This is a genomic window from Sphaerisporangium sp. NBC_01403 (assembly GCF_045040145.1).
Taxonomy (GTDB): Bacteria; Actinomycetota; Actinomycetes; order Streptosporangiales; family Streptosporangiaceae; genus Sphaerisporangium; species Sphaerisporangium viridialbum.
Genome location: NZ_CP109534.1, coordinates 286,699 through 299,024 on the forward strand (window position 1 = coordinate 286,699; position 12,326 = coordinate 299,024).

12 protein-coding genes and 1 riboswitch are annotated in these 12,326 nt (G+C 70.0%); of the genes, 3 read left to right on the plus strand and 9 right to left on the minus strand.

From position 1 onward, the window contains the following. Positions 1-321 precede the first annotated feature (321 nt). Positions 322-954, plus strand: coding sequence for a hypothetical protein (locus tag OG589_RS01180; RefSeq protein WP_405145336.1), 633 nt, complete (start codon positions 322-324; stop codon positions 952-954). A gap of 91 nt (positions 955-1,045) precedes the next feature. Here OG589_RS01180 and OG589_RS01185 read toward each other — a convergent pair whose 3' ends face one another. Then, positions 1,046-1,999, minus strand: a complete 954-nt coding sequence (locus tag OG589_RS01185; RefSeq protein WP_405145338.1) for a GlxA family transcriptional regulator — start codon at positions 1,997-1,999, stop codon at positions 1,046-1,048. A gap of 71 nt (positions 2,000-2,070) precedes the next feature. Between OG589_RS01185 and OG589_RS01190 the strand changes: the two genes are divergently transcribed. Continuing rightward, a complete protein-coding gene (locus OG589_RS01190) occupies positions 2,071-2,661 on the plus strand; it encodes a cysteine hydrolase family protein (RefSeq protein WP_405145340.1) in 591 nt (196 codons plus the stop codon). Between the two features lie 119 nt (positions 2,662-2,780). On the opposite strand, the gene OG589_RS01195 is transcribed toward OG589_RS01190, so the two are convergent. From OG589_RS01195 to OG589_RS01230, 8 genes are all read right to left on the minus strand, one after another. Next, entirely contained in the window at positions 2,781-3,371 is a 591-nt protein-coding gene (locus tag OG589_RS01195; protein WP_405145342.1) for a hypothetical protein, read from the minus strand. A 555-nt stretch (positions 3,372-3,926) separates the two neighbouring features. After that, positions 3,927-5,303 (minus strand): L-serine ammonia-lyase, encoded by a 1,377-nt coding sequence (locus OG589_RS01200; RefSeq protein ID WP_405145344.1) that lies wholly within the window; start codon positions 5,301-5,303, stop codon positions 3,927-3,929. 103 nt (positions 5,304-5,406) lie between these two features. Further along, on the minus strand, positions 5,407-5,796 hold the full coding sequence (gene gcvH, locus OG589_RS01205; protein WP_405145346.1) for a glycine cleavage system protein GcvH: 390 nt from the start codon (positions 5,794-5,796) through the stop codon (positions 5,407-5,409). Then, on the minus strand, positions 5,793-6,884 hold the full coding sequence (gene gcvT, locus OG589_RS01210) for a glycine cleavage system aminomethyltransferase GcvT (protein WP_405145348.1): 1,092 nt from the start codon (positions 6,882-6,884) through the stop codon (positions 5,793-5,795). The genes gcvH and gcvT overlap by 4 nt, the downstream gene beginning before the upstream one ends. Before the next feature lie 135 nt (positions 6,885-7,019). Further along, a riboswitch (glycine riboswitch) is annotated at positions 7,020-7,117 on the minus strand. A gap of 18 nt (positions 7,118-7,135) precedes the next feature. After that, a complete protein-coding gene (locus OG589_RS01215; RefSeq protein ID WP_405145350.1) occupies positions 7,136-7,843 on the minus strand; it encodes a gamma-glutamyl-gamma-aminobutyrate hydrolase family protein in 708 nt (235 codons plus the stop codon). A gap of 3 nt (positions 7,844-7,846) precedes the next feature. Further along, positions 7,847-8,611 carry a 3-oxoacyl-ACP reductase gene (locus OG589_RS01220; protein WP_405145352.1) on the minus strand — a complete coding sequence of 255 codons (765 nt, stop codon included), beginning with the start codon at positions 8,609-8,611 and terminating at the stop codon, positions 7,847-7,849. A gap of 56 nt (positions 8,612-8,667) precedes the next feature. Next, on the minus strand, positions 8,668-10,011 hold the full coding sequence (locus OG589_RS01225; RefSeq protein WP_405145353.1) for an aldehyde dehydrogenase family protein: 1,344 nt from the start codon (positions 10,009-10,011) through the stop codon (positions 8,668-8,670). Position 10,012: 1 nt separating this feature from the next. Next, positions 10,013-11,359 (minus strand): glutamine synthetase family protein, encoded by a 1,347-nt coding sequence (locus tag OG589_RS01230; protein ID WP_405145354.1) that lies wholly within the window; start codon positions 11,357-11,359, stop codon positions 10,013-10,015. Between the two features lie 143 nt (positions 11,360-11,502). On the opposite strand from OG589_RS01230, the gene OG589_RS01235 reads away from it, so the two are divergent. Next, positions 11,503-12,225: a FadR/GntR family transcriptional regulator gene (locus OG589_RS01235; protein WP_405145356.1), complete on the plus strand. Its 723-nt coding sequence runs from the start codon at positions 11,503-11,505 to the stop codon at positions 12,223-12,225. Positions 12,226-12,326 lie beyond the last annotated feature (101 nt).

The window sequence follows — 12,326 nt, forward strand, 5'->3', positions numbered from 1 at the left end:
AGGGAATCCACATCCGATCGGAGGTGCCCTTCGGTTCCGTCGGCGGCGCACCAGGGTTTCGCGTACGGCCATCCGTACGCTGACCATGTCCGGCATCACCGCAGGTCAGCCTAAGACCCACAGCTACCTTGCGGCTTGCCGTAGCTTCGGGATCTCCAGGCCGACACGGAGGCAGAACGGGGGACCGGGCCGACCTGGGGACATCGTACGTGCCTTCAGAGCAGGGGACTGGGTTGACATCGACGATCGTAATAGAGAGCATTGCTCTCGAAGCAGAGCGTCTGCCAGGGCTCTCACCTCCCCTCGATAGGAACGACACTCGTGAACGTCTCCGTCCCCGCGCTTCCCCGCCCCCGCCTGGGGGCCGCGGCCCTCGCGGCCGCCGGCGTCCTGTTCCTCGCCTATCCGTTGGTGCGGCCGTACGCCGACGAGTCGTCCCTGGCCGGTGCCGCGGCGATGGCCTCGCAGGCCTGGATCGCGTCCCACCTGTTCGCCGCCGTCGGGTTCATCCTGCTCACGCTGGGACTGCTGGCACTCCACCTGGTGCTGAACCAGCGCCGTACCCTTCACGCGCTCGTGGTCACGTGGATCGGCGCGGGCCTGACCCTTCCCTACTACGGCGTCGAGGTCTTCGGCGCGAACGTCATCGGTCACCGCGCCGTCCAGGAGGGCAGCACGTCGCTGCTGCGACTGGTCGACGACTTCCGCTTCGTCCCCGCGGCGGCCACCATGTTCGCGGCGGGGCTCGTGCTGCTGGGCGTCGGTACGACGATGGCGGCCGTCGCGGTCTGGCGTTCGGGCGCGCTGGCACGCTGGAGCGGCGTGCCGCTCGCCGTCGGCTTCGCCCTGTTCATCCCGCAGTTCTTCGGCCCGCCCGCGCTCCGCATCGCACACGGCGCCCTGATCGCGATCGGCGGCGTCCGTCTGGGCCTTGAACTGCTGCGCGCGCGGTAGCGCAGGCGCGTCCGGTCAGGTGGCGGTCGCGTCTGCTCAGGTGGTGAGCGTGTCCGGTCAGGGGCGGGTGCGTCCGGTCTGGCGTTTCTGGTCAGGTGTGGGCGAAGGTGCGGCGGTATCGGCTCGGGGCTGTGCCGACGACTCGGCTGAAGTGGCGGCGGAGCATCGTCGCCGTGCCGAAGCCGCACCGCGTGGCCACCTGCTCGACAGACAGGTCCGTGGTCTCCAGCAGCCGCTGCGCCTCGGTGACCCGCTGCCTGATCAGCCACTGCGCGGGCGTGGTGCCGGTGAGCGCCGCGAAGTTACGGGCGAAGGTACGCGGCGCCGTACGGGCGTGCCTCGCCAGGTCGGTGACGGTGAGCGGCCGGTCGAGGTGGCCGAGGGCCCACTCCAGCGTGGTCGTGATGACCGACTGCGCACCGACGGCCTGCGGGACCGGCCGTTCGACGAACTGGGCCTGGCCGCCGTCGCGGTGCGCGGCGGTGACCATGCGGCGGGCGATCGTGTTGGCCACGGCCGCGCCGTGCGCCCGCCGGACCAGCTCCAGGCAGAGGTCGACACCGCCGACCGTACCGGCCGCGGTCCAGACACCGTCGTCCTCCATGAACAGCACGTCGGGTACGACGACAGTGTCAGGGTGGTCGAGGGCGAGCCGCTCGGTGAGGCGCCAGTGGGTGACGGCCCGGCGTCCATCGAGGATGCCCGCGGCCGCCAGCACGAACGCCCCCGCGCACAGCGAAGCGATCGTCTTCCCGGTCGCACGTGCGGCGCGTAGCGCCTCGGCTACCTCGCTGGGCACTGGGGCGAAGGGGTCCTCCCGGCCGGGTGCCACGACCAGGTCCGCGCCGGCCAGGCCGTCCAGCCCGTGCGTCGCCTCGACCAGCGCGCCGGGGTGCATCCGTACGGGCCGGCCGTCCGCCGAGCAGCGGCGCAGCTCGAAGGCGGGCACCCCGCCGTCCGTACGGTCCATGCCCCAGACTTCGGCGATGACCGCGTAGTCGAAGGCGCGCATGTCGTCGTAGATGAGGGTCGCCACGGTGCGCATGGCAGAAAAGTATCGCACGATGACATCTCTGCCACTCGTGCGTGTACGCCCGCGCGGCGAAGCTTGTCGTCATGAGCGAGATCCAGATCGAGAAGAACGCCGCCCTCATCGTCGTCGACGTGCAGAAGGGCTTCGAGGACCCCTATTTCGGCCGTCGGGACAACCCGGCCGCCGAGGAGAACATTGCCGCGCTGATCCGGGACTGGCGCGCACAGCGGCGGCCGGTCGTGGTCGTGCGGCAGGATTCGGCGCCGGGTTCGCCCCTGGCGCCCGGTATGCCGGGCAACGAGTTGAAGGGTCTTGTGGGGGAGTCCCTGGGGCCGGAGGCGCCCGACCTCTTCGTCACCAAGTCCGTCAACTCCGCCTTCTATGGAAAGCCGAATCTGGACGAGTGGCTGCGCGAGCGCGGGATCGGGCAGATCGTCATCGTCGGTATCCAGACCAACATGTGCAACGAGACCACGGCCCGCATGGGGGGCAACCTCGGGTACCGCGTGCTGTTCGTGATCGACGCGATGCACACCTTCGACGCCTTCGGCCCCGACGGCGAGGTGGTCACCGCCGAGGAACTCACCCGGGCCACCAGCGCCAGCCTCCATCACGGCGGCTTCGCCCGCGTTCTCCGGACGGCCGACCTCCTGACGGCCCCCGCCACGGCCTGACCTTCCCGGCTGGAGGGCCCCGGCGGGCCACTCGTAGCCGGAGGGACCGGCCGGACCCGCAGGTCCGGCCGATCCCTGGGTGCCGGGCTCACCCCCGGGTTCTGGGGTCCCGGCGGCCCTTACTCGCCTTTCCGGCCGGAATCCCGGTGAGCGCTGGGCTCTTCACGCATGACGCGTACATCATCGTGGCCCTTGACGCGCTTCGGGTGGGCCTTCTCCGATGTGTGACGGAACCAGCGGTTCGCGTCCCGGACGAGCGCCTCGCGGGCCTCGCGATAGCTGTGGAACCTGCGCAGGTGCCGCGTGCGGTAGAGGTCGTCGGCGAAATGATTGTTGTGGTGGTGGCCGTGATTCCCCCAGTGGTGTCGGCGGTCGCCGCCTCCGCCGTGCTCGGAGTCGACAGAGACATCGACGTTCTCTCGCGGTTGCGGTTGGTGGAAATGTTCGTGGTGCTTTCGCGGACGGTGGGCGACGTAGCGAATTCGGTGGTGCTTCCGGATTTCCTTTCTGGGCTTCTTCGCGGCGGGAGCCTCTTCCTCGCCTCCTCCGCCTCCGCCGCCGTCGGGTGTCGACGGGAACGTGAGGCGGGCGTGGGCGCCGTTCGAGGTGCCGGCGTGCGAGTTGGCCTGCGCGGGAAGCGGCAGCGCCATGAGCGCCCCGGCCGTCACCGCCGCGCCGATGTAAGCGAACAGGGATCGGTCGTTGATCATTCGCGTCAGAGACTGCCTGTCTCTAGGTGGATGAATCACCTAAATACCCCCAGCTAGTAAATGCAGAGAATCGAGCGCTGTATCACCATAATGGCGGCACATAGGTGAACTACCCCGTATTGAGGCGGCAACACAGATGATTAATCCGGCAAGTGTGTCGACTGCCGTTTAATGCGGCAAATGGGATATGGCCCCGACGGGCCACTTGTGCGGTATATCGGATGAAGCGCTTTATATCCCCATAACTGGGATGATCTCTCTGCGGCGGCCAGGGATCGCACCCCTGCGGGCCGGATCGCCGGCCGGCTCCTTGGGGCGTTCGTTCCGCCTCGTCAGCCGGTCGTGGGGCCTGGCGGATAGCGGCCGCCAGGAGTTTTCCCTCGTAGCCGTGCCGGCTCGGTCTCGTTCACCTGCGCGAGCGTCGACACGTCGCGGGGCGTCGACCAGAATCTGCTGGCCGACGGGCTCGAATCACCCTCGGTGATCGCCTCCTGGCCGCGTCCGCTGGAGTACTACTCCACCTGTCTCGGCGGGCACGCCGTCATGGGCCGGGGATCAGCACTCGATGACGTTCACGGCCAGGCCGCCTCGGCTGGTCTCCTTGTATTTGTCGAGCATGTCGCGTCCCGTGTCGCGCATGGTCTTGATGGCCTTGTCCAGGGAGACGAAGTGGCGGCCGTCGCCGCGCAGGGCGATGCGGGCCGCCGCGATGGCCTTGATCGAGGCGACCGCGTTGCGCTCGATGCAGGGGATCTGCACCAGGCCGCCGATCGGGTCGCAGGTCAGGCCGAGGTTGTGCTCGATGCCGATCTCGGCGGCGTTCTCGACCTGCTCGGGCGTGCCTCCGAGCACCTCGGTGAGTCCGGCGGCGGCCATCGAGCAGGCGGAGCCGACCTCGCCCTGGCAGCCGACCTCGGCCCCGGAGATCGAGGCGTTCTCCTTGAACAGCACGCCGATCGCCCCTGCCGTGAGCAGGAAGCGGATGATGCCCTCGTCGTCGGCCTGCGGCGTGAACCGGTCGTAGTACGTCAGCACGGCCGGGATGATGCCGGCGGCGCCGTTGGTGGGCGCGGTCACGATGCGGCCGCCCGCCGCGTTCTCCTCGTTCACGGCGAGGGCGAACAGGGTGACCCAGTCCATCGTCTGGAGCGGGTCCTTCTCGGGTGCCTCGCTCTGCAGCCGCCGGAAGAGCTGGTTGGCCCGCCGCCTGACCTTGAGGCCTCCGGGGAGCACGCCTTCCTTGGCGCTGCCGCGCCGTACGCAGTCGGCCATGACCTGCCAGAGCCGCAGCAGCTCGGCCCGGATCTCGTCCTCGGTGCGGCCGAAGGCCTTCTCGTTCTCCAGCATCAGCCCGGAGATCGACAGACCGGTCTCAGAGCAGTGGCGGAGAAGCTCCGCCGCCGTGGTGAAGGGGTGGGGGAGCTCGGTGTCATCGGCCTTGATGCGGTCGGCGCCCGTGGCGTTCTCGTCCACGACGAACCCGCCGCCGACCGAGTAGTAGATCTTCTCCCGGAGGGAGTCGCCCTCGGGGGAGAACGCGGTGAAGCGCATGCCGTTCGGGTGGTGCGGCAGCGAGATCTTGCGCTCGAAGACGAGGTCCTCGCCGATCACGAAGGGGATCTCGCGCGAGCCGTACAGCCGCACGGTGCCGGACGATCGCATCTGGGCCAGCCGGCCGTCGATGGAGTCGACATCGACCAGCTCGGGCTTCTCGCCCGACAGCCCCAGCAGGACGGCCTTGTCGCTGCCGTGCCCCTTGCCGGTGAGGCCGAGCGAGCCGTAGAGGATGACCTCCACCCGGGCCGTCTTCTCCAGCAGCCCGTCGCGGTCGAGCCCCCGGGCGAACTTGTGCGCCGCCGCCATGGGGCCGCCCGTGTGCGAGCTCGACGGCCCGATGCCTATCTTGAACAGATCGAAGACGCTGATCGCCATTGATCTCGGCCCTTCGGAGCAGGTTGTGCGGGGGCCCCGGCGAGCACGGACGGCTCGCCGGGGTGATGGCGCTCGGTGGCGGACGGCGGGACGGCCGGGGTCGTCAGGACTCGGCGGTGGTGACGGTGGTGTACTCCTCGGCGCTGAGCAGATCCTCGGGGGTTCCCTCGATGCGCACGCGGAACAGCCAGCCCTCGCCGTACGGGTCGGAGTTGACCAGGGAGGGGTCGTCCACGACGGTCTGGTTGACCTCGACGACCTCGCCCGTCACCGGCGCGTAGATGTCGCTCACGGACTTGGTGGACTCGACCTCTCCGATGGCGTCCCCGGCCTCGACGGTCGCACCCGTCTCCGGCAGTTGGACGTAGACCACGTCACCCAGCGCGTCGGCGGCGAACGCCGTGATCCCCACGGTCACGGTGAGGCCGTCGTCGAGCCCGGCCACCCACTCGTGCTCCTTGGTGTAGCTGAGCTCCTCGGGAATGCTGCTCACATGCTCCTCCGGTAAAAAGGCAGGTCAACCACGTCGACCGGTTCATGGCTACCACGGATGTCGACCGCGAGTCCTTCGGACACATTGGTGTCCACGTAGGCCATCGCGATCGGCTTGCCGAGGGACTGCGAGGGCGCGCCGCTGGTGACCTCCCCAACGACGGTGCCGTCAGTCAGCAGCACCACAGGGTAGCCGTGGCGCGGCACTCGGCGGCCACGCGCGACCAGGCCGGTGAGGCGCCGGCGCGGAGGCACGTCCTTCAGCGGCGCGAGCGCCGCGCGGCCGACGAAGTCGCCCGGCTTGTCGAACTTCACGACCCGGCCGAGGCCCGCGTCGAAGGGGGTCAGCCCGGCGTTCAGCTCGTTGCCGTACAGGGGCATGCCGGCCTCGAGGCGGAGCGTGTCGCGGGCGGACAGCCCGGCGGGGCGCAGGTCGTACGCGTCGCCCGCCTTGGTGAGCTCCTGCCACAGCGGCGCGGCGTCCTGCGCGGCGACGAAGAGCTCGAAGCCGTCCTCGCCGGTGTACCCGGTGCGGGCGATGAGGGCCTCGGCTCCTGCGACGGTGCCAGGCAGCCCCGCGTAGTACTTCAGGCCGGCCAGGTCGGCGTCGGTGAGCGCGCTGAGGATCTCCTGGGCGCGCGGACCCTGGATGGCGATCAGCGCGTAGCGGTCGGACCGGTCGTCGACCTCGGCCTCGAACCCGCGGGCCCGCTCGGTGAGCTCGGCGGTCACCCGCTCGTAGTTGGAGGCGTTGGCCACGACGAGGAACTCCTCGGGGGCCAGCCGGTAGACGATCAGGTCGTCCAGCACGCCGCCGTCGGCGGCGCAGATCATGGTGTAGCGGGCGCGGCCGGGCTCCAGCACCGACAGGTGGCCGACCAGCGCGTGGTCCAGCGCCTCGCCCCCCTGCGGGCCGGTGACGAAGATCTCGCCCATGTGGGAGAGGTCGAAAAGCCCGGCGGCCGTGCGCACCGCGTTGTGCTCGGCGGACTCGCTGCCGTAGCGCAGCGGCATCAGCCAGCCGGCGAAGTCGGTGAGCGTCGCGCCGAGGCTCTCGTGCACCTCGCGGAGCGGTGTGGGTCTGGACATGATGCGCACCTCAGACAGGGTTGGATGAGAGCATCCTCCCCCTCTGTCATCGGTGCCTGAGAGTTTCGCCCGGGTTTTACCGGACTTTCACCTTCGGCGAGGCCCCGTGGAGGGAGCCTGCTTTCCAGAGATCACCTGGCCCGCGCGGTCCTTTGCCTTGTGAGGTTCGCGGGGAGGACTTGCTCCTTCAGGGGTCCTGACCGGATGTCAGGACGCTCTCCCGCACGGGATCATCGGTGTTCCCGCTCACCTTACCAAGACCGCCCGGCCGACGCTGCGGCGACCAGCGCCTCGAACAGGTGACCTTCCTGGCCGGCCTCGGGATGCCATTGGACGCCCAGCGTGAAGGGGTGCCCGGCGAGCTCCACCGCCTCGACCGTGCCGTCGTCCGAGGTGGCGGACACCGCGAGGCCCTCACCGAGGCGGTCGGTCGCCTGGTGGTGGTAGTGGGCGGCGGCGGCCTCCTCGGCGCCCAGCACGCCGGCGATCGCGCTGCCGGGCGCCAGCCGTACGGGCAGGTGGCCGAACTCGCCGGGGGCGGGGGAGTGGCCGCTGTGGCCCACCACGTCGGGCAGGTGCTGGTGGAGGCTGCCGCCCAGCGACACGTTCAGCACCTGGAGCCCTCGGCAGATGCCGAGGAAGGGGAGCTCTGCTTCCAGTGCCGCGCCGACCAGCTCGAACTCCGCCTCATCACGAAATTTCCGGACGTATCCGGTTTGGTGGTGCGGCTGCTCCCCGTACCTGCCGGGATCGACGTCGCCGCCGCCCGCCACGATCAGGCCGTCCAACCGCTCGACCAGCGGCGCGGGGTCGCCCGCCGGGGGCAGGATGACCGGCTGGCCACCCGCCCTGACGACGTGCTCCACATAGGTGTACGGCAGCAGCGCGGCCGGCATCCGCCACACGGTGAAGGCGGCGGGCTCGACGTAGCAGGTGATGCCGATGACGGGTCGCGGCATGGGCTAAAGCGGGGTCACGTAGGCGCCGGAGATGCCGCCGTCCACCAGGAACTCGGCCCCGGTGATGAAGCTCGCGTCGTCCGAGGCGAGGAACGCGACGGCGGCGGCGATCTCGGAGGCCTCGGCGAAGCGGCCCACCGGGATGTGGACCAGGCGCCGCTGGGCGCGCTCGGGGTCCTTGGCGAACAGTTCCTGCAGCAGCGGGGTGTTGACCGGCCCGGGGCACAGCGCGTTGACCCTGATGCCCTCGCGCGCGAACTGGACGCCCAGCTCGCGCGACATGGCGAGCACGCCGCCCTTGGAGGCGGTGTAGGAGATCTGGGACGTCGCGGAGCCCATCACCGCCACGAACGACGCGGTGTTGATGATCGAGCCCTTGCCCTGCCGCCGCATGTACGGGATGGCGTGCTTGCAGCAGAGGTACACGCTGGTCAGGTTGACGTCCTGAACCCGCTTCCAGGCCTCGATGCCGGTGGTCAGGATCGAGTCGTCGTCGGGGGGCGAGATGCCCGCGTTGTTGAACGCGATGTCCACGCTGCCGTAGGTCTCGAAGGCCGTCTCGAACATCCGGCTGACGTCCTCCTCGCTGGTGACGTCGGTGCGGACGAACAGGCCGCCCACCTCGTCCGCCAGCTTGGCGCCGCCGTCCTCGTCGAGGTCGGCGCACACGACCTTCGCGCCCTCCTCGGCGAAGCGGCGTGCCGTGGCGAGGCCGATGCCGCCCGCCGCCCCCGTGATCACGGCGACGCGGTCCCGCAGACGTTGCATAGTGACGAACTCCCTGGTGCTTGGGTGAACTAGAGCCGCCCGGGCGGAGCCCGGGATCAGTGGGCGATGAAGACGTTCTTGGTCTCGGTGAAGGCGGCCAGCGCGTCCGGCCCCAGTTCGCGGCCGAGGCCAGACTGCTTGAAGCCGCCGAAGGGCGTCCAGTACCTCACGGACGAGTGGGAGTTGACGGAGAGGTTCCCCGCCTCGACCGCGCGGGCCACCCGGAGTGCCCGCCCCACGTCCCGGGTCCAGATAGACCCCGAAAGCCCATATTTCGTGTTATTGGCGAGCTGTACGGCGTCCGCCTCGTCCTCGAACGGGACCACGCTCACGACCGGCCCGAAGATCTCGTCCGTGAACGCGCGGTCGTCCAGCGAGTCGTGGGTCAGCACGGTCGGCGGGAACCAGAAACCCCTGCCGGACGGGCACGAGCCCTGGAAGCGCGGCGTGCCGGTGACGAACGACGCGACCCGTTCGCGGTGCTCGGCGCTGATCAGCGGCCCCATGTCCGTGCCCGGATCGAGCGGGTCGCCCACCTTCAGGCCCCCGACGGCCGTGCCGAGCCGGTCGAGGAACTCCTCGTACACGGAGCGCTCCACCAGGATCCGCGAGCGCGCGCAGCAGTCCTGCCCGCTGTTGTCGAAGACCGCCGAGGGCGCGCTGGCCGCGGCCTGCTCCAGGTCGGCGTCCGCGAACACCACGTTGGCGCTCTTGCCGCCGAGCTCCAGCGTGAGCCTCTTGACGTTCTGCGCGGCCCTGGCGGCGATCAGCTTCCCGACCTCGGTCGACCCGGTGAACACGATCTTGTTGACGCTGGGGTGCTCCACGAGCCGGGCCCCCGCGACCTCCCCTGGTCCAGGCAGCACCTGGAGCACCCCCTCGGGGAGGCCGGCTTCGAGGGCCAGCTCCGCCAGCCTCAGAGCCGTCAGCGGGGTCCATTCGGCGGGTTTCACGATGACGGTGTTGCCGGCCGCCAGCGCCGGGGCCGCCCCCCAGGTCATGATCACCATGGGGAAGTTCCACGGCACGATCACCCCGACGACGCCGAGCGGCTCGGCGAACGTGATGTTCACCCCGCCCGCCACCGGGATCTGCATGCCGTGGTTGCGCTCGGGCGCGCCCGCGTAGAAGTGCAGCACGTCGCGGACGTTGCCGGCCTCCCAGCGGGCGTTGCCGATCGGGTGGCCCGCGTTGGCGAGCTCCAGGCCGGCCAGCTCGTCGCCGTGGCGGTCGACCAGGTCGGCGAAGCGCCGGAGCAGCCGCGCGCGGTCGCCGGGCGCCACGTCCCGCCAGGCGGGGAACGCCTTCCTGGCACGCTCCACCGCGCGGTCGGTCTCGGCCAGGTCGGCGAGCTCGACGTCGGCGAGCACGTCCTCGGTGGCAGGGTTGATGATCTTCATGTCACATCCGCTCGAATCCCCGGAAAAGCTCCCAGTCCGTGACGGCCGCCTCGAAGGCGGCCAGCTCGACCCGGGCGTTGTTCGCGTAGTGCTCGACGACCTGCTCGCCCAGCGCGTCCTTGGCGATCTTCGAACCCTCCCACAGGGTGAGCGCGTCGCGCAGCGTGGCGGGCACGGTCTCGGCGCCCGCGGTGTAGGCGTTGCCGCCGTACGCGTCCTCCAGCGGCAGCTCGTTCTCGATGCCGTGCAGGCCCGCGGCGACCAGCGCCGACACCGCGAGGTAGGGGTTGACGTCCCCGCCGGGCACGCGGTTCTCGATGCGGAGCGAGGGCCCGTGCCCGACCAGCCGCAGGGAGCAGGTGCGGTTGTCCACACCCCACTTGACCGCCGTGGGGGCGAAGCTTCCGGGGACGTACCTCTTGTATGAGTTGATGTTGGGCGCGTACAGCAGCGTGAGCTCGCGCATGGCGGCGAGCTGGCCCGCGATGAAATGCTCTCCGACCTTCGACAGCCCGTGCCCGCCGTCCCCCGCCATGACCGGCTCGCCGTCCGCCGTGCGAAGGGAGATGTGGATATGGCAGGAGTTGCCCTCACGCTGGTTCGGCTTGGCCATGAAGGTGATCGACATCCCCTCCTGGGCGGCGATCTCCTTGGCCCCGTTCTTGTAGATCGAGTGGTTGTCGCAGGTGGCGAGCGCCTCGGTGAACCTGAAGGCGATCTCGTGCTGCCCGAGGTTGCACTCGCCCTTGGCCGACTCGACGTACATCCCCGCGCCCTCCATGCCGAGCCTGATCCGGCGCAGCAGGGGCTCGACGCGGGCGCCGCCGAGCAGCGAGTAGTCGACGTTGTACTGGTTGGCGGGCGTGAGGTCGCGGTAGGCCTTGGACCAGGCGCTCTCGTAGCTGTCGTTGTAGACCACGAACTCCAGCTCGGTGCCGACGTACGCCGCCCAGCCGCGCTCGGCGAGGCGGGCGAGCTGCCCGCGCAGGATCTGGCGGGGGGAGGCGGTGACGTCGGAGCCGTCCTCCCAGAGCAGGTCGGCCATCAGCATGACCGTGCCCTCCTGCCAGGGCACCCGGCGCAGGGTGGACAGGTCGGGCTTCATCACGAAGTCGCCGTAGCCGCGCTCCCAGGACGACATGCTGTAGCCGTCGACGGTGTTCATGTCGACGTCCACCGCGAGGAGGTAGTTGCACCCCTCGGCCGCGTGGTCCAGCACCTCCTCCAGGAAGTACCGCGCGGACAGCCGCTTGCCCTGGAGGCGTCCCTGCATGTCGGCGATGGCCAGAAGCACGGTGTCCACCCGCCCGGCGGACACCTCGTCACGCAGTTGGTCGACGGTGAGCACGGCGCTTCCCTCCCGCAAAAGTCTGGAAACAGACCATTGGAGGCATGCAAGCACCAGCGGCGGTCTCGCGTCAACGGTTCAGGACACTTGAGCCGTCGAATGGACTAATCTCGAACCATTGCAGCCGGTCTAGGGGGGAAGTGATGGGCGAGCCCCAGCTCGTCGCGCTCCTCGGGCCCGTCCGGGCGGGCAACGCCTTCGAGGAGACGGTGGAGCGGCTGCTCCAGGCGATCAAGCTCGGCGTGGTCGGTCCAGGCGAGAAACTCCCCGCCGAGCGCGACCTCGCCGTCCAGCTCGGCATCAGCCGGGTCACGCTCCGGGAGGCGATCCGGGCGCTGCAGGACGCCGGCTACCTCGACGTACGGCGCGGCCGTTACGGGGGAGCGTTCGTCGTCTACGAACCCCCGCACCCGGGCCAGGGCGACCTGCGCAGGGCCGTCAACGAGATGGGCGCCTCCGACCTCGCCGACGCGCTGACCTTCCGCATGGCGATCGAGTGCGGAGCCGCCCAGGTCCTGGCCGCCATGGACCTCACCGAGGAGCAGAAGGCGACGCTGGAACGCCGCCTCGCCGACGTCAACGACGCCGCGCCCGCCGACTACCGGCGGCTGGACACGGCCTTCCATCTGTCGATCGCCGAGCTGACCGGGTCGGCCCTGCTGGCGGCGGCCGGCGCGGACGCCAGGCTGCGGGTGACCGACCTGCTGAACGCCATCCCCGTGCTCGGGCCCAACATCGACCACTCGGGCGCGCAGCACGCCGCGATGGTCGCCGCGATCCTCGCGGGCGACCCGGAGGCGGCGAGGAAGGCCGTCGTGGAGCATCTGGAGGGCACCGCCGCGCTCCTGCGCGCCTTCCTGGCCTGAGGCAAGCCCCCCTGACCTGCCCCTCAATCACCCCTGTCCGGAATGTCCCTTCGCTCGGCGCGGGTCGGCGGCCTTCGGCCGGGGGATCACTCCCGGCGGGA